We start from the raw sequence: 17,625 nt of genomic DNA, 5'->3' as shown, positions 1-17,625 counted from the left end.
CACTAAACTTCCACTATCACGGGTGCATGATCACTAGGCTGTTCTAGCTTTCTAGGACTAATATCAATAAAGCAACTTTTAGCTTGTTTATAAAGTACATCTGTTAAGTAGTGATGGTCTATTCTCCATCCTGAGTTTCTTTTAAAAGCTCCAGTACGATAGTCCCACCAACTATAATTACCCCCCTGGGAATTAAACTTGCGAAACCCATCCCCAAAACCCAGTTTCAAAATCTCTCTTAAAGCTTGTCTCTCTGGTAAGGATGCCATAATCTGATTTTCTGTATCTACCTGTTTATAAATGTCTATATCTTCTAGTGCAATGTTAAAATCACCACACATAATAATATCAGAATTACACTTCAGCAAAACCTCCAGGTATGTTTTTAATACTGCTAACCACTGCAATTTATATTGATATTTCTCACTTCCCACTGCTGAACCATTAGGAACATACAGATTAATAATCCTTACTTCATCTACAATACCCGTGATCACTCTTTTCTGGTCATCCCACTTAGGTTCCAGATTTTCCAGGACTTGACAAAACCCTGTACTTACACTTTTCATTGGCTGGCGACTAATTAATGCTACACCATTGTAAGCCTTCTGTCCATAAATATAAGTGTTATAGCCCATGTCATGAAATACAGTTAGGGGAAAATCCGTGTCTATGACTTTGGTTTCCTGTAGACACAGAACATCAACGTTATTTTCCCCTAACCAGCTAATAACCTGTCCTAGACGAGTACGAATTGAATTGACATTCCAAGTGGCAATTTTCATGAGCAGATTTAGCAATAGTTATACAAACAGAGAATTTGAGAATATTGAATATTAATTTAATTATTATAGTATGGGGAGTTACAAAATCTGAAAATTGTCAATTGCAACAAATATACTCCTACACTTATGATCCCCAAGACAGATGAAACGACTATATACTAGTCTATAATAACAATGGTTATATTTATTGTCTATATACTGTTATTTCAACCCAACTTGTTTGTGGAAATTAGAAAAGTTAATTTAAATTGAAAAAAACTCAGTAGAAATTTCTTTCCTCTTAAAATTCCTCTAAGTGAGGTTGGAACTGCTAACAGGATATGTCAAATCAAATTACCACTATATACAAAAGCAGTTGTGACTAAACAACTAATTGCTCGGGCAAGTTAGTGAACACTAAATTAACAAAGGATCCATTTAACTTGACTAAGTTTTTCTCTAAGCATAAAAATTTTAGGAGGATATTGACATGAGTAATAGAGCCAATACATGCCCCTGCTGTGGCGGGTCCGTTTTGCGGCATATTCGTCACAGCGAACTGTACTGGTTTTGCCCATCCTGTCGTCAAGAAGTACCGCTACTAACCATAAGTCGCATATCAGGTCAATTGGAAAATGCCCACACTACCTCTATCAAATCCTCCACTGTTACATCGTTGGAGTAATAGCTGGCTAAAACCCTGTAGATATGATGGCTAAGGCTATATTGTTGCCAAAAAGGCAAATCGGGATACAGAAGGTATCATATAATATGGATCTAAATTTTTACAAAACTTAACACTATCTGATCACATGCTGATTAACTCTTCTGGCCTTTCCAAGCTTAAAGAATCAATTAATAATTCAATCACCGAGAAGATTTTTTTAGGACATAAACCCGGGCCAGAACTAATTGCTATTCTAGCAGTCTATCTTGTCCAGGGCGCCTTGGGATTGTCTCGTCTTTCAGTGAGTTTTTTCCTCAAGGATGAATTACAGCTAAGTCCGGTAGAAGTTTCAGCCATTCTAGGTATAGTTACTCTACCTTGGATGATTAAACCATTATTTGGCTTTGTTTCTGATACTTTTCCCATATTTGGCTACCGTCGTCGTCCCTATCTAGTCCTATCTGGGATTCTAGGTGCTGCTAGTTGGTTAGCCTTGGCAACATTAGTAGATAGCAGCTGGAAAGCAACAATAACAGTCACCTTATCTTCTTTAGCTATTGCTGTCAGCGATGTGATAGTTGATTCCTTGGTTGTTGAACGTGCCAGGTTAGAATCTCAGGCCAAGGCTGGTTCTCTCCAATCCCTGTGTTGGGGAGCCACTGCCTTGGGCAGTTTCTTAACAGCTTATTTTAGCGGACTAGTATTAGAGTATTTTACCACAAAGACAGTATTTTTAATTACTGCTTTATTCCCCTTGCTTATCTCCGTGGTTGCCTGGTTTATTGCCGAAACATCGGTTTATCAAGAAGACTCACAGCAAGATAGTAGTAAGTCAGTGAGTATTAGAACTCAGACTAATCAACTTCTACAAGCTTTTCGCACTAGGGCAGTTTTACTACCAACCCTATTTATTTTTATCTGGCAATGTACTCCCAGTGGAGAATCAGCTTATTTCTACTTCTTTACCAACGAGCTGCATTTCCAACCCGAGTTTTTAGGTAGGATACATTTGTTTACTAGTTTAGCTTCTTTAGTTGGTATTTGGATTTTCCAGCGATTTCTTAAAAACGTTCCATTTCAAAATATTTTTACCTGGAGTATTCTTATATCTATATTATTAAGAATGACTATGTTAATTTTAATTACACATACCAATAGAGCTTTAGGGATAAATGATAGATGGTTTAGTTTGGGAGATAGCTTAATTATTGCAGCCATGGGACAAATTGCATTTATGCCTACTATGATATTAGCAGCTAGAATTTGTCCCCTGGGAATAGAAGCAACACTCTTTGCAGTATTGATGTCAGTATTTAACCTAGGTGGATTAGTTTCCAGAGAATCCGGAGCTTTAATTATGTACTGGTTAGGAATAACAGAGAGCAATTTTGACAGTTTGTGGCTGCTACTGGTAATAACTAACTTGATTGCCCTACTACCAATGTTATTTGTCAAACTTTTGCCCGGTAAGGAGGAAATGGAATATGGAGTTGCCAAATAGGTTTTTCCCAAATTAGTCCTACCGGTGTTACAATAGTAGGTGAAACTTAATATCAATTAATAAAAACATGCAATCTATAGATCTACGTAATCAGCAAAATTTAGAAAAATCCTATACTCGTGAAGATTGGCAACAGGGATATGAGTCCCTGAAAGAAGAGTATGACTATTGGATTGACGATATAGAAGGTGAAATACCCAAGGAGCTGGAAGGCACAGTTTTTAGAAATGGTCCTGGGTTATTAGATATCAACGGACAAAGAATACATCATCCCTTTGATGGTGATGGGATGATTAGTCAAATTATATTTAGTGAAGGTCGAGCCCACTTCCGAAACCGATTTGTACAGACTGAGGGTTATTTAGCAGAAAAGAAAGCGGGTAGAATTCTTTATCGTGGAGTGTTTGGGACTCAAAAACCTGGTGGTTGGTTGGCTAATATACTGGACTTTAAAACCAAGAATATTGCTAATACAAATGTTATTTACTGGGGTAAAAAACTACTGGCATTGTGGGAAGCAGCGGAACCTTATTCATTAAATCCTTACACCTTAGAAACCTTGGGCAAAGAATATTTTAATCATGGTTTATCATCGGGAGAAGCTTTCAGTGCCCATCCCCGGGTAGATCCCCAGGGCAAACTAGTTAACTTTGCCATTGAACCAGGAATAAAAACAAAGATTACAATTTTTGAACTCAATCAAGATGCTGAAGTGGTAAGTAAGCAAAATCATAGAATTGATGGTTTTTGCTTCATTCATGATTTTGTTATTACCGAAAATTACTGTATATTCTTCCAAAACCCCCTCAGTTTTAACCCCATTCCTTTTGCCTTAGGAAAGGTTGGTGCAGCACAATGTATTAAACCAGAAAAAAATCTCCCTACCAAAATTATTCTCATTCCCCGTCAGCATAGTCCCATGGTATGTTCGGGAGTAAAGGTTTTAGAAACCACAGCTGGGTTTATTTTTCACCATGCTAATGGTTTTGAAATAGACAATAAAATTATTGTTGATTCTATCTGCTATGATTCCTTAGCCTTAACAGACATTGACAGCAATCAAGATTACCGACAAACAAACTTTGATGCGATCGCCCCTGGAAAATTATGGAGATTTGAGCTAGATTTACTGCAAGAAAAAGTGACAGCCAAATTAATAAATGATCGCGCCTGTGAATTTCCTGCCATTCATCCGGATCACGTAGGCAGACCCTACCGTTATTTATACATGAGTGTCGCTCATAATCCCCGGGGAAATGCTCCTTTACAAGCCATTTTAAAAATTGATTTAGAATTGGGGAAACAACAGATTTGGAGTGCTGCACCCAGGGGTTTCATGGGTGAGCCAATCTTTATTCCCCATCCCCATGGTCAACAAGAAGATGCAGGATGGATTGTGGGCTTGGTTTATAATGCAGAATATCACCGTTCATACATAGTAATTTTAGATGCTAATGACCTAGAAAAGGGAACAATAGCTAAATTACATTTAAAGCATCATATTCCCCATGCACTACATGGTAGTTTCACAAGGGATGTGTTATGTGAACCGATAATCACAAGAAAATCGCCGAAAGGCACGGAAGCCACTTGGCTTTAGACAGGAAGTGCCAACGGCGAATTTATTCGCCTTGATATTTAACCGTGATGCGGTTCTTCAATATTCCAGTGTTGTCTTTATGTTATTTTGTGGCTGCTATTGACAAGTAAGTCTTATCTGAGGCTATACTTTCGAAATCAATTTAAAGTAGCGGTGATGCTAGGAATTGATCTTAGCGGAATCAGTAGAGGCTGTTTAAGCCAGCCTCAGAAAGTTCGTTTATGGACTCTTCAGAAATCTCCGTGTCTTTAGACCGGAGAAGCTTAACCTATCTAACATCTGAGTGTAAACTGTGTTTAGTTGACTGGCCACACCCTCCCAACTAAACTTTTCTACAACTCTCTTACTACCAGCTAAACCTAATTTATCTCGCCATTGAGGATTACCAATAATCCTATCAATGGCATAGCTAAAAGCTGTTACGTCTTGAACGGGGGCCAACAAACCTGTGTTCTCATTTACTACGGTAAATTGCAGTCCTCCCACGTCACTAGCCACCACTGGTGTACCACATGCCATGGATTCCAATGCTACTAGCCCAAAGGGTTCATAATGACTGGGTATGACACAAACATCAGCTGCAGCGTAGTAATAGGGTAGTATGTCCCTTTTTAACAAACCGGGAAAAAGTGTACATTCCACCATTCCTAGTTCCCGGACAATTCCCTCAATGCGATCGCGTTCTTTCCCGTCGCTATTACCTGGTGTACTCCCACCACCAATAATCAGTTTCAGGTTTTGGTCTCCAAAAAACCTTGACTCCCGCACTGCGCGAACTAGGGTTTCTATCCCTTTGCGAGGGTCAAATCTCCCCACATAGAGCACAACCTTGGCGTTCTTGTCAATGCCTAATTTATCTCTAGCCACCCCCCTATCCACGCAACTAAATCGGCGAACATTTGTACCACAGGGAATAACTGTAATGTTACCTTTCCCACTGATCAAAGTTCTCATTTGTTCTTCTTCTTGGGGACTGGTGGCTATAATCACTTCCCCTTTTTCCAACACCTCTTTTTCTACTGCCAACCTTTGATTGGCAATGGGTGGAATGTTTTCTATGGTGTTATATTTGACTACTCCTAGGGAATGATATGTATGAATCTGTTTAGTCCCTTGAATCTGTCTCAATTGCAATCCCACCCAGCTGGATAGCCAGTAGTTGGTGTGAACTAGTTCATATTTAAAACCGCTTTCTTTCTGAAACTTTAATAGCTGTTCCACAAATTCTCGTAAATACTGAAAACCATTGTCTCTGGAAACAAATTCCACCGGTCCTGCTGTCAATCTAATTGTTCGACAATGGGAATTATGTTGCACAATATTCTCCTGGTCAGGACTGACTTTCCGACTGAACATGTCAACTTGCCATCCTAACTGGGATAGTGCTTCACCTACCTGGCGAACATAAACATTTTGTCCCCCGGCCTCTTCTTTGCCAATTTCTATAGCCGGATCACCGTGGACGGAAATCAGGGCAATCCTTTTATTAGTTGTAGAGTTCATAGATACTTGGTGTGTTGCTAGTTATCACAGGGTAGTATGGTATGCCATCCAGGTTGACCTGAATTTTAAAAGTTGGTCTTCTTTGTTTATCCTAATACAAAAATCACATTTTAACCGATTATTATCTTTCTATGATGATTGATTTTATTATCATCAGCAGTTTTTTTATCTATGGTAAAAACCTCCTGTGGCTTCGATTAAATCATGTATTTAGCTTATGTTATAACTTCCCTTTGGTTAAGCAAAAGTTAAGTTGAGGTTAACCAATAAAACCTAAACAGTTTTATTTTTTTGGTTTGGCAATTTTTAGTTAGACAATTTTTAAAAACAGACCTGAAATATAATCGTATAAAAAAAAATAACAAAATTCTGTTACATAAAATACTAATTTAGTAAATCTTACCAGCAAGTAATCCCCATTCCGCCATAATTTACATCTATTTACATGGCTAAAGACAAAACTAGCCCATACAAATACTAGTTATTGCATGGACTTGATTAACTTACCCCACTCCCCAAGGACCGGTTTATGGAGCAGTGGCGGTTAACATCTGCTTGATTTTTGTTAGCTGTTCAGCCCAGCGGGGATCGGGACGAATTGCATCCGTATCAACTGATGTTGTGCTTTCCACAGGTGACCCACCACGCTTGGATTTTTTGGAACTTTTTTCACGACGACCCTGTTTGTTGGTGCTGGGAACTGGAGCTGGTGTACTAGAAGATTGTAGAACTGGTTTGGGGGTCTGCTGCTCCTCACCCTCTTCACCTTTTGTTCTGGGTAATGCTTTTTCTAGTTTAATGGCCGTATCCTTGAACAGTTGACCATTATATTTTTCGATAATTTGGTCTGCTTGGTCGTCATTGTTAACTGTCAAGAACCCAAAACCACGACACTTACCTGTTTTTCTGTCTTTTATTAGTTTGGTAGTAACCGCATCACCCTCAGCAGCAAATACAGCTTGCAACTCTTGACGGTCAATTTCTTCTTTGGGCAAATTACCTATATACAGACGAACGGACATGACTTTTTCCTCCGAGGTTTACATGAAAGTGAGAAAAGAAAAACATTGACTTTTGGCTCTTACATAGGCTCTTATATAAATGCTACTAATAAAATCGCCACAAACCAATTTTTTTAATCCCATCTGTTAAACTATAGTTTCAAACGACATGAATACATGCTGAATATATGGTCAATATATCACATATTACACAGATTACACAATTAACTCATGCTGTTTGTTCCATAGGCGCGAAACGCCCTACTAAGGATGACTATAACACCCCTTAACCCTTGGCCAAAAGCCGTCAGGAATACTTTGAAAATCTCTAAAACTTGGAGGACTTTTAATATCTTCCACATCATGGTTGGGGTTTTCTTGTGATGGCTTGGTGGCAAATATTTCCCACCTATTCCTAATCTCATCCCTAAACTAAATTCTGAGTTGGGTTCTAAATCAAATTGTTGCCGATTATAATCACCTTTCATGACTCCATTAGCAGCTTTGACTTTCTGCCACTGAAAATCTTTTAAGTCTTCTTGGTTTTGTTTGTGATTGGTCATTGGCGTGCAATCTTCCAAAGTTTTCAAAATCTACCGACAACAGGTTCCATTAATAGAATATAAGCACCCCAGAACTGGGCAATCAGTGCTATAACTGTTGACCACATAGGGTGATGACCATAGATAATCTTACCATTTATGGTTTCTAAACTGTGAATATCAACCCAGGGTGTAGCTCCCCGTCGTAACCAACCCGTTAGGGTAATCTGTTGTCCCATCAGTTTTTGCCAGGTGGGGAACCATGTATGGTGTAATTTGATTAAACCAATTTCCGATTCCAAAATTAGATCCTGGCCTAGACAGTTACCAGAACCCCCCTTACCTAAAAGTCTACCGGAGATCCGGATGTTGAGACTATTAATTGGTAGAACTGCAGGGTTAGTTAGGAATTTTAGCACCTGTTTTTCACCGTTTAGGTTGTCGGGTTTAATCCCCGGAAATAAGGCGTTTAACCTCACAATTGTGCCCATACTAAATCCAATCATTAAAAATCCTACCAAAAAAGACCACCCATCATAAATCCATTTTAGGTGAAATAGCTCCAACCCATAACCAATTTGCCAAGTTAACCATAGTATTACCCCCATTCCTAAACCTATAGGTATGCCTAAAAATGGGGCGATTTGTAATAAGAATGACTGCATTTTTACCTGGGGTGAAGTTGGTTTCATGGGGTGCAGTTCTGTATCTAAGTACCACTGGCGAGCAATTTGACACAGATTTTCCAGGCGATCGCCCAGGAGGGGATGGCTATTATTTAGTGTAAACCATTGACGGTATGGTTGATTGTTTTCCCATATTAATAATGATTCCCAGGTGAATTGACCAGCAGTACTGCCTAAAAAAAAGCTGTGCTTATAATCTACAGGAGCAACTATATTTAAACTTTCTAGTTCCCAACTCGTCTGTTGTTGATTTTTAATGTTCCTAGCTATGCCAATGGTAGTTTTTAACAGGGCGCGAATTAGTCCATTTGGATTTCCTGTCATTTCTACTGCCTGGCGATCGCTATTTTTTAAACATAGGCGAGAATTAATGAAGGTTGTAGCGGTCAACAAACTCCAGATTCCATAACTCACACTACCCAACCCTGTGGCAACCCAGTGCCATAATGTATTTTGATTTTTAGTTGACCAGATGGCTGTTTGCTGATAAATTAGGTAAAATGGTAGGCTGATTAACATAGCTAAAGACGTAATCCCCAAACCCCAAGGGTTAATTTGCCCTAGGGCCAAGGCATAAATTGTCCCTATTTCATCCTCTGCTAGTTGTGTTAGCATTCCTTGGCTGATCACGATTCTCGCAGTCTGAGGTAGGTTTCCATAAGTAAATATAATTGGTACTGTTAGGGGTAGGATTTTTAGTTGAGGTAGGGGGAACTTTCTCAGTTGACAGGTTCTTTGGATAATCCTTACAGACTCCCGACTGTATCGGTGTAAAGCTTCCTTGGAAAATGGCTGTTGGTGATAGAATTTTGTCAGTAATCCATCCAATAACCAAGGAGACATTATAAATAATAACAGGAATAATAGGCTAGTTAAAATCAATAAAGTTGGGTTTACATATAAAAAAGGCAATGGATCTACATAAGGCAATTTATGTAAGACCTCATTCATTGAAATAAATATCAGGCTGATCAGAATTTGCCAAGTAAAAAATAAGGCCATGGTGGTGACCAGTCCTGAAATTGCAAACCGGATAAAGTGGTACTTCCGCAAGGGTTGCCACACTTTAGCCCGTTTGGCCTGTCGCCAATAAATACTTGCTGTTTCTGGACCAGTGCAAATATTTGATTTAGTATTGGTACGCTCAACCTGATCCGAATCTTCATAATCTTCATTAGATATGGTTTGTTTTGAATCTACTAAATCATAGGTATTCTGTAAATTATACTGGGCAATTAAACGAGACTGTTTAGCTTGTTGTTTTTTTTGCCGTTTAATTAAATGTTCAATAGCAACCTTTGCCCATTGTTGTACTTGAGAATTAGTTGGTTGGGCATGATCATTACCAATTAACGTCTGACACACGGCGATCGCTTTAGAAAGTTCCCCTGTGTGTGCATAAGCCATAACCAGACCCACTTGAGCCTGTAACTTAATATGATGATTGTCTGGTCTATTCACAATAGGTACAAGATTACTAATCGCCACATAGTAACTGCCTTGTTTAAGAGCAGACAAACCCTTCTCTAGAGAGGACTTTTGGGATGGGACCATAGGAGGAGTAGGAAAGAGTAAAAGAGCGATCGCTGGGGATTATTCGACAGGTTGCCCAGCGGAGAACACTGGTGCAATTGAGCTGAGTTTTAACTCCGGATGGTCTCCTTGTAATTGTTGACAGTTCCACTCGTTACGGAATAATAAAACAGGTCTTCCCATAGAATCCTTCACCGTAATAGTATTAAATAAACGTCCTACTTTATTCAAAGCATCCCAACCACCATCTACCCATCGAGCTACCGTATATGGCAATAGGTCAAGGATCGTTTCCACACCATACTCATTTTGTAGTCGGAACTGAACAACCTCAAACTGTAACTGACCAACTGCTGCCAAAATCGGATCTCGTTTAGCTTCATCCGTTGAATACATAATTTGTACAGCACCTTCTTCTCTTAACTCAGAAACACCTTTTTGAAATTGCTTGAATTTTGATGGGTTAGGATTTCTTAAGGTGGCAAAAAGTTCTGGAGAAAAATAGGGAATTCCCTCATATTCTAGCTTTTGTCCCGTATAAATCGTATCTCCAATAGCAAACACACCAGGGTTATTCAACCCAATCACATCACCCGGATAAGCCACATCTATAGATTCTCTTTCCTGGGCAAAAAGTTTCTGAGGTCGAGATAGACGAACTGCTTTACCTGTGCGAGCATGATTGACTGTCATATCTTTTTCAAATTTGCCTGTGCAAACCCGGACAAAAGCAACTCTATCTCTATGTTTAGGGTCCATATTGGCTTGCAGTTTAAACACAAACCCCGTAAACTCTGGGTAAGTTGGTGCAATTTTCCCTGCACTGCTTTGATGATCTCCAGGTTTGAGTGCATATTCTAAAAAGCACTTAAGAAACAACTCCACCCCGAAATTGGTCATAGCACTGCCAAAAAATACGGGGGTCATTTTTCCCTGGTGGACTAAATCTAAATCCAGTTTTTCGCCAGCACCTTCCAGCAATTCTAACTCATCCTTGAGTTGGTGGTAAAGATCCTGATCTAACAATTCCTGAATTTTAGCATCTCCCAGATTGACCATTGTGCTGCGAGCTTCTTTACTTCCATGGGCGCTCCGTTCAAATAGATGGATCTGGTTATGGTTACGGTCAAATACCCCTTTAAATCTATCTCCCATACCTATAGGCCAATTTACGGCGTATGTCTGTAAACCTAGTTCCTGTTCAATTTCATCCAATAATTCCAGAGGTTCTCTCCCGGGACGGTCAAGTTTATTAACAAAGGTAAATATGGGAATGCCCCTTAATTTACATACTTCAAAAAGTTTACGAGTTTGAGGTTCTAGACCTTTAGCAGCATCAATCAACATCACTGCATTATCAGCTGCTGCTAAAGTTCTATAAGTGTCCTCACTAAAATCTTGGTGTCCAGGGGTATCCAGCAAATTAATCTGACAGCTATGATAGACAAATTGCAAAACTGTAGAGGTAATAGAAATACCCCTTTGTTGTTCCATAGCCATCCAGTCAGAAGTCACCTTACGCTGGTCTCTTCGAGCTTTAACCGCCCCAGCTTCGTGAATAGCACCTCCATATAATAATAGTTTTTCTGTCAGAGTAGTTTTACCAGCATCTGGGTGAGAAATAATAGCAAAATTGCGCCGTTGCTCTACTGCTTGACTCAGTTCTTCATTTAGTTCAATTGTCATAGTTATTAGTAAGCTTAACTTGAGATATTATTTTATCTAAGACGTTTATGCAAAAAAAACTGTCGGGAGGGTAAGAAAAAATCCTGCCAACTGGACTCCACCCCATAGACCTCATATCCCAACTTCAAGTATAGCTTCCTAGCTTGATGATTTTTTTCCAAAACATGAAGATAAATGTCTTGAAATCCCCAACTTTTACACACTTGTTCACAACTAGTTAGTAAACTAGAACCCAAACCATGTCTCCGATATCTTGGATCAACAGCCAAGTTAGACACATAAGGCAATAATCTGTTGTAATTTGTCCAGCTATGGACAAATCGCACTCCCAGTTCCACCGTACCAAGAACCTGATGGTTACCTAATTGGCTGGTATGAACAGCGACTAAACAAGTCTGGTGAGGCATTACTGTTCGCAGACGGTATCTGAGGTCTTCATAAATACCAACTCTAAACAATGGAAAGGCCCATCCCCATAAACCATTCTGGGAATAAAAGCTTTCGGCTATTATTTGGGCAATTCCAGACAAATCACTGGAAGTGGCCACACGAACTTGCCAATCACAAGCATTTAAACTCACAAGCATTTAAGAGAAATGTCATTGTATTATCAATGTTGTTGAGATTCTTTGGAACATGAGCCAATTAAAATATTGCCAGCAATTGTTTGTTAGTCCACAGTGGTTATTTGGTAATATTACCACTTCAGATAATAATACACAGGATGACTCGTGCATAGTAGTTGTGGATTGTCGGTTTTCCCTGACTGATCCTCTACTGGGAAGGAGTCAATACCAGATGGGTCACATACCAGGTGCTTACTACTTGGATTTAAACCAAGATTTGTCTGGTGCGGTTGGTCAACATGGGGGAAGACACCCTTTACCAGATGTGTCTATTTTGGCTGATAAGCTGGCACAAATGGGGATTAATCATGGGGAATCTTTGGTAGTCGCTTATGATGATTCTCGATTGGCATTTGCATCTCGATTATGGTGGCTATTACGTTACCTGGGCCACGAAAATGTAGCCGTTTTGGATGGCGGTTTTTCCGGATGGCAAAGTTTGGGTTACCCCGTCTCTAATATACCATCTACCATACCAGGAACCAGGGGAAATTTTACTCCCCACCCACAAGCAACAAAAATTGTGGATTTTAATTATGTTAAACATTATGTAAAACAAATTAATCAGTCTACACTAACAGAAAACAAACCAGTTTTAATAGACGCAAGGGAAGGCGATCGCTATCGTGGGGAAAGGGAACCCATTGATCCAATTGCTGGTCATATTCCGGGTGCTATAAATTACCCTTGGCAAGGGGTAACAAATGCCCAGGGCTATTTACTGTCAGAACAAGGAGAACGATGGCAAGCAATAGCAAATAGTCCGGAAATCATAGTTTATTGTGGTTCTGGTGTCACCGCTTGTGTTAATTTGCTATCCTTGGAAATAGCGGGAATTTCCACTGCTAAACTTTATCCTGGTAGTTGGAGCGATTGGATTAGTTATCAGACAAACAACATGTTTTCTTTTATTCGCCCGGATTTATCCGAATTCACATCTTATAAACCTCACCCTAGTAGTGATACGTTAGAACCAGTAAATACTGAACTGGATAGGCTTGATACTAATGAAAGTCCTTATGATTTGCCACAGGAAATTAAGAAAAAACTGGCTGAGACTTTTCAACACACTATAGAGTCTAATCGCTATCCCGATGGGGGGCACGAAGCACTAAAAGCGGAAATAGCTCAATATGTGAGTGAATCCGCTGGTCTATCTTCTGATTCTTTCAGTGCTGTTCACATTTCTGTGGGTAATGGTTCGGATGAGTTAATTCGTTCCCTACTAATTTCCACCTGTTTGGGAGGAGCAGGCTCTATTTTGGTTGCCAATCCCACTTTCTCCATGTACGCTATCCTGGCACAAACTTTGGGTATTTCCGTAGTCAGTGTGGGTAGGAACCATGATCACTTTGAAATGGACCTAGCTGCTGCTCAAACAGCTTTAGAAGGAGCAAATCCCCCCGTGCGGGCGGTTTTTGTTGTCCATCCTAACTCTCCTACCGCTAACTGCTTGACCATATCAGAGTTAAATTGGTTGCAAGGTTTACCACCGGACATATTAGTGGTTATTGATGAGGCTTATTTTGAATTCAGTCAAAACACCCTGGTAGAAAAATTAATCAAACATCCTAATTGGGTGATTTTACGGACATTTTCCAAGGCTTTTCGACTGGCCGCCATGCGGGTAGGTTATTGTGTAGGTCATCCCCAAGTAATTTCTATTTTAGAAAAGGTTCGTCTACCCTATAATTTACCAAGTTTTTCCTTAGCTGGTGCTTTGGTGGCACTACAAAATCGCCAACTTTTACTGAGTTCTATCGCTGAAACTCTCACAGAAAGAGATAAATTGATTCGAGATTTATCCACACACCCCATTTTAGAGGTAGTTCCCAGTAATACTAATTTTATTTATGTCCGGTTAAAACACAATCATTCCCCCGATGGAGTGTTAAAAACCATCAGTCAGAAGTTAAGGAGTCAAGGTACTTTAATTAGATTATTACCTGGTGGATTACGAATCACCATAGGGACACCCGAGGAAAATGCCCGCACATTGAACAGACTTGGGCAAATCTGAGAGAAATACTATGGATTTTCTACCCCAGGTCACTAAAGATGGTTCCCTCACTTTTTTCTCTGGAGAGTTTCAGGAGTCTTTCCACAGTCTTTATGGTGCTAAACAGGAGAGTTTTCTCAAGTTTGTGATTCCCACTCAAGTACCCCTATTCGCCCAAACAGGAAATGTTAAAATTTTAGATGTTTGTTACGGATTAGGGTACAACACCGCCGTAGCGTTACAATCCATTTGGGGAGAAAATCCCAATTGTCGGGTACAGGTTATAGGTCTAGAATCAGATCCTCTGGTTCCCCAAGCCGCAATTTGTCACAATGTTTTTGCTGATTGGCATCAACAGTATAAACTAATTTTGAGGGAGATTGCCTTTAAACACTGTTATCAAGATGATAATTTAAGTGTTAGACTAATTATAAATGATGGGAGAAAATCCATTCAGGAGGTGTTTTCCTCTGGTTTTTTAGCAGATGTGATTTTTCTAGATCCTTTCTCTCCACCCCATTGTCCCCAACTATGGACTGTGGAGTTTATCAAACAGGTTGCTCTTTGTTTGCAACCAGGTGGGTTGCTGGCAACTTACTCTTGTGCTGCTGCTGTCCGCACAGCTTTAGTGTGTGCTGGGTTGATAATTGGCTCTACCACTCCTGTGGGAAGACGCACTCCGGGAACCATTGCTGGTTATGCTCCACATCAGCACAACTATATCACAGAAACTTATCCTCTGGGTGCAGCAGAAATAGAACACTTAAACACCCGTGCAGCCATTCCCTATCGTGACCCTCAACTTCAAGATAAAGCTCCTGATATCATGAAACGACGAGAACAGGAAGTTCTCACATCTACCCTAGAATCTACTTCTCAGTGGAGAAAAAGATGGCTGACAAATCACCCCCCAACTCAATAAAAGATAAAACTATTTAAGTCTACATTTAAACTCAGTTAAAACTTGACAATTCATGATAGCAACGGAAACTTTAGAATTATTAGAATGGTCTAGGCTTTGTCAACATCTTTCTAGCTTTGCTGCAACCAAGTTAGGCACAATAGTTACTCGCTCCTTACCAATTCCATCCACACTGGAGGAAAGTGAAGAGTTATTGTGCCAAACCAAGGAGGTCTATCAGTTAGAAAGCCAACTGATTTCAGGATTATCTTTTGAGGGAATTCAAGATATTGGTGATTCCCTAGAAAGAGCTGAACTTCACGGTCTGTTATCAAGTGAAGAACTATTGGCCATAGCTACTACCTTAGCAGGAGCGAGAAATTTACGTCGAGTAATTGATAATCAGGAAGATTTACCCATTCTCTGCGATTTGGTCTCCCAATTGCGAACTTATCCTGAGTTAGAGCAAGAAATTCATCACTGTATCGATGAGCGGGCCCAGATTGCAGACCGTGCTAGTCAAAAATTGTCCGAAATCCGCGAGGATTTACGTAAATTACGTAGTCAAATTACCCAGAAACTCCATAATATTATTCAAGTTAAGTCTAATGCTCTACAGGAACTGATTATTACTCAAAGAGGCGATCGCTATGTATTGCCTGTTAAAGCACCACAAAAAGATGCAGTTCCCGGGATTGTTCATGACTCTTCTACTAGTGGTGCTACCTTGTATATTGAACCCAATAGTATTGTTTCTATGGGCAACCAATTGCGTCAAACCTTAAAACGAGAACAGGTAGAAATAGAAGCCATACTGAGGATATTAACTACAAAAGTAGCAGAAGTAAAACCGGATCTAGAAAAGTTACTAGCCATTGTCACCACTATAGATGTAGCTGCAGCTAAAGCTAGATATAGTCTTTGGATAGAGGGTAATCCACCTCGATTGATTCACCCTTCTATCCCAGGTTCATCTTCGGAAATTATCACTCTGCGGCAATTACGCCATCCTTTGTTAGTTTGGCAACAAAAACACGAACAGGGACATCCAGTGGTTCCAGTAGACTTACTAATTAGTCCCCATATTAGAGTGGTCACTATTACTGGACCAAATACCGGTGGTAAAACTGTAACCTTGAAAACTCTGGGTTTGACCGCATTAATGGCTAAGGTAGGTTTATTTATTCCCGCACGTGAACCGGTGGAAATACCCTGGTTTAGTCACGTTTTAGCTGATATTGGAGATGAGCAGTCCTTGGCACAAAGTTTATCCACCTTTTCTGGCCATATTCGTCGCATTAGTCGCATTTTGAATGCTATCGAAGAAGAAATACATTCTTCACCCTACCAAACCAGTCATTCCCTGATTCTTTTGGATGAAGTAGGAGCAGGTACCGATCCAGCGGAAGGTAGCGCCCTGGCGATCGCACTGTTGAAATATCTTGGAGATCATGCTCAATTAACCATTGCCACTACACACTTTGGGGAATTAAAATCCTTAAAATATGAGGATATTCGTTTTGAAAATGCCTCAGTAGAATTTAATGAAACCACCCTTTCCCCCACCTACAGATTATTGTGGGGGATTCCGGGACGTTCTAATGCGCTGGCCATAGCTTTGCGCTTGGGGTTAAAACCAGAGGTAGTGGAGAATGCTAAAAGCCAATTGGGAGAAACAACGGATGAAGTTAATCAAGTAATTGCAGGACTAGAAGCTCAAAGACGGAGTCAGGAAACAAAAGCTGCAGCGGCCCAGGAACTACTCAAGCAGACGGAGAAATTATACAAAGAAGTTTCCCAGCGAGCCACAGCGTTAGAAGAAAGGGAAAAAGATCTGCGAGCTTCCCAAGAGATAGCGGTACAGAAAGCCATTACTCAAGCTAAGGGAGAAATTGCCCAGGTAATTCGCCAGCTCCAACAAGGTAAACCCACGGCTCAAGATGCACAAAAAGCAACTAAGTTACTAACTGAAATTGCGGATAAATACCAACCAGTAGCTCCCCCAAAAGTGAAACAAGGATTTATCCCCGAACCTGGTGAAAGGGTGCGCATACCTAAATTAGGGCAAACTGCCCAGGTAATATCTGCTGCGGATGGAAATGGGGAATTGACAGTGCGATTTGGAATGATGAAAATGACGGTAAACCTGGAGGATGTGGAATCCCTAGATGGGGAAAAACCATTACTACCTAGCAAAACTAAGGCCCCACTTGCTGTAGTTTCTGGGCAAAAACAAGAACTTATAGTAGCATCATCAACATCAACTCAGAATTTAGAGATGCGCACATCAAAAAATACTGTTGATTTACGCGGAAAAAGGGTAGCAGATGCTGAATATATCTTAGACCAAGTTATTTCCCAAGCAGCAGGACCAGTATGGATTATTCATGGACATGGAACTGGTAAACTTAAACAAGGAGTTCATGAGTTCTTGCAACAGCACCCTAGGGTCAGTCATTATGAAGCAGCATCCCGGGTAGACGGTGGTACTGGTGTAACTATCGCCCATATCAAATAGGCAAAACTTAAAAACTTCTCACAATTAAGACAATAAATTTTCATTTCCCATAAAACTAAGACCTATTCTCTTGTTTAAACTGGGTAGTTGAGTCAACC

Annotated in this window: 13 protein-coding genes and 1 pseudogene; 7 read left to right on the top strand and 7 right to left on the bottom strand. The window is 40.1% G+C overall.

Annotated features, from left to right (window positions below; translation table 11 throughout):
• Nucleotides 1-2: 2 nt before the first annotated feature.
• The gene (xth, locus tag IAR63_RS08790) at nt 3-785 is read right to left on the bottom strand and encodes an exodeoxyribonuclease III (RefSeq protein WP_115538112.1); all 783 of its coding nucleotides are present in this window, start codon (nt 783-785) and stop codon (nt 3-5) included.
• A gap of 469 nt (nt 786-1,254) precedes the next feature.
• Here xth and IAR63_RS18420 point away from each other — a divergent pair, with 469 nt between their 5' ends.
• The 3 genes from IAR63_RS18420 (at nt 1,255) to IAR63_RS08780 (ending at nt 4,532) form a co-directional block, all read left to right on the top strand.
• Complete coding sequence (locus IAR63_RS18420) at nt 1,255-1,449, top strand: hypothetical protein (RefSeq protein WP_072149094.1); 195 nt, start codon at nt 1,255-1,257, stop codon at nt 1,447-1,449.
• A gap of 127 nt (nt 1,450-1,576) precedes the next feature.
• Nucleotides 1,577-2,932 carry a folate/biopterin family MFS transporter gene (locus IAR63_RS08785; protein ID WP_187704990.1) on the top strand — a complete coding sequence of 452 codons (1,356 nt, stop codon included), beginning with the start codon at nt 1,577-1,579 and terminating at the stop codon, nt 2,930-2,932.
• 67 nt (nt 2,933-2,999) lie between these two features.
• Nucleotides 3,000-4,532: a carotenoid oxygenase family protein gene (locus IAR63_RS08780; protein WP_187704989.1), complete on the top strand. Its 1,533-nt coding sequence runs from the start codon at nt 3,000-3,002 to the stop codon at nt 4,530-4,532.
• A 219-nt stretch (nt 4,533-4,751) separates the two neighbouring features.
• On the opposite strand, the gene IAR63_RS08775 is transcribed toward IAR63_RS08780, so the two are convergent.
• The 6 genes from IAR63_RS08775 to IAR63_RS08750 form a co-directional block, all read right to left on the bottom strand.
• Nucleotides 4,752-6,035, bottom strand: coding sequence for a glycosyltransferase family 4 protein (locus IAR63_RS08775; RefSeq protein WP_187704988.1), 1,284 nt, complete (start codon nt 6,033-6,035; stop codon nt 4,752-4,754).
• A 527-nt stretch (nt 6,036-6,562) separates the two neighbouring features.
• On the bottom strand, nt 6,563-7,057 hold the full coding sequence (locus IAR63_RS08770; protein WP_187704987.1) for an RNA recognition motif domain-containing protein: 495 nt from the start codon (nt 7,055-7,057) through the stop codon (nt 6,563-6,565).
• A 203-nt stretch (nt 7,058-7,260) separates the two neighbouring features.
• Entirely contained in the window at nt 7,261-7,599 is a 339-nt protein-coding gene (locus tag IAR63_RS08765; RefSeq protein ID WP_187704986.1) for a hypothetical protein, read from the bottom strand.
• Between the two features lie 23 nt (nt 7,600-7,622).
• Complete coding sequence (locus IAR63_RS08760) at nt 7,623-9,818, bottom strand: M48 family metallopeptidase (protein ID WP_187704985.1); 2,196 nt, start codon at nt 9,816-9,818, stop codon at nt 7,623-7,625.
• 39 nt (nt 9,819-9,857) lie between these two features.
• Nucleotides 9,858-11,483: a peptide chain release factor 3 gene (gene prfC, locus IAR63_RS08755; protein ID WP_187704984.1), complete on the bottom strand. Its 1,626-nt coding sequence runs from the start codon at nt 11,481-11,483 to the stop codon at nt 9,858-9,860.
• A 32-nt stretch (nt 11,484-11,515) separates the two neighbouring features.
• On the bottom strand, nt 11,516-12,070 hold the full coding sequence (locus IAR63_RS08750; RefSeq protein ID WP_187704983.1) for a GNAT family N-acetyltransferase: 555 nt from the start codon (nt 12,068-12,070) through the stop codon (nt 11,516-11,518).
• 49 nt (nt 12,071-12,119) lie between these two features.
• On the opposite strand from IAR63_RS08750, the pseudogene IAR63_RS18415 reads away from it, so the two are divergent.
• The 4 genes and pseudogenes from IAR63_RS18415 to IAR63_RS08735 form a co-directional block, all read left to right on the top strand.
• Nucleotides 12,120-12,929 (top strand): annotated as a pseudogene (locus IAR63_RS18415) (sulfurtransferase); the annotation flags it as partial.
• A gap of 78 nt (nt 12,930-13,007) precedes the next feature.
• Entirely contained in the window at nt 13,008-14,129 is a 1,122-nt protein-coding gene (locus IAR63_RS18410) for a histidinol-phosphate transaminase (RefSeq protein ID WP_235678395.1), read from the top strand.
• A gap of 10 nt (nt 14,130-14,139) precedes the next feature.
• A complete protein-coding gene (locus tag IAR63_RS08740; protein WP_187707283.1) occupies nt 14,140-15,030 on the top strand; it encodes a tRNA (5-methylaminomethyl-2-thiouridine)(34)-methyltransferase MnmD in 891 nt (296 codons plus the stop codon).
• Between the two features lie 52 nt (nt 15,031-15,082).
• Nucleotides 15,083-17,527 (top strand): endonuclease MutS2, encoded by a 2,445-nt coding sequence (locus IAR63_RS08735; protein ID WP_187707282.1) that lies wholly within the window; start codon nt 15,083-15,085, stop codon nt 17,525-17,527.
• The last annotated feature ends 98 nt before the right edge of the window (nt 17,528-17,625 follow it).

The sequence above is a fragment of the Cylindrospermopsis curvispora GIHE-G1 genome (genome assembly GCF_014489415.1).
Classification (GTDB): Bacteria; Cyanobacteriota; Cyanobacteriia; order Cyanobacteriales; family Nostocaceae; genus Raphidiopsis; species Raphidiopsis curvispora_A.
Note: the sequence above shows the minus strand (reverse complement) of the source record. Positions and strands in the feature narration are given on the sequence as shown.

Coding starts and splice junctions, on each gene's coding strand:
- xth (WP_115538112.1), bottom strand. CDS start 785: ATGAAAATTGCCACTTGGAATGTCAATTCAATTCGTACTCGTCTAGGA.
- IAR63_RS18410 (WP_235678395.1), top strand. CDS start 13,008: ATGTTTTCTTTTATTCGCCCGGATTTATCCGAATTCACATCTTATAAA.
- IAR63_RS08740 (WP_187707283.1), top strand. CDS start 14,140: ATGGATTTTCTACCCCAGGTCACTAAAGATGGTTCCCTCACTTTTTTC.
- IAR63_RS08775 (WP_187704988.1), bottom strand. CDS start 6,035: ATGAACTCTACAACTAATAAAAGGATTGCCCTGATTTCCGTCCACGGT.
- IAR63_RS08735 (WP_187707282.1), top strand. CDS start 15,083: ATGATAGCAACGGAAACTTTAGAATTATTAGAATGGTCTAGGCTTTGT.
- IAR63_RS08780 (WP_187704989.1), top strand. CDS start 3,000: ATGCAATCTATAGATCTACGTAATCAGCAAAATTTAGAAAAATCCTAT.
- IAR63_RS08770 (WP_187704987.1), bottom strand. CDS start 7,057: ATGTCCGTTCGTCTGTATATAGGTAATTTGCCCAAAGAAGAAATTGAC.
- IAR63_RS08760 (WP_187704985.1), bottom strand. CDS start 9,818: ATGGTCCCATCCCAAAAGTCCTCTCTAGAGAAGGGTTTGTCTGCTCTT.
- IAR63_RS18420 (WP_072149094.1), top strand. CDS start 1,255: ATGAGTAATAGAGCCAATACATGCCCCTGCTGTGGCGGGTCCGTTTTG.
- IAR63_RS08785 (WP_187704990.1), top strand. CDS start 1,577: ATGCTGATTAACTCTTCTGGCCTTTCCAAGCTTAAAGAATCAATTAAT.
- prfC (WP_187704984.1), bottom strand. CDS start 11,483: ATGACAATTGAACTAAATGAAGAACTGAGTCAAGCAGTAGAGCAACGG.
- IAR63_RS08765 (WP_187704986.1), bottom strand. CDS start 7,599: ATGACCAATCACAAACAAAACCAAGAAGACTTAAAAGATTTTCAGTGG.
- IAR63_RS08750 (WP_187704983.1), bottom strand. CDS start 12,070: ATGCTTGTGAGTTTAAATGCTTGTGATTGGCAAGTTCGTGTGGCCACT.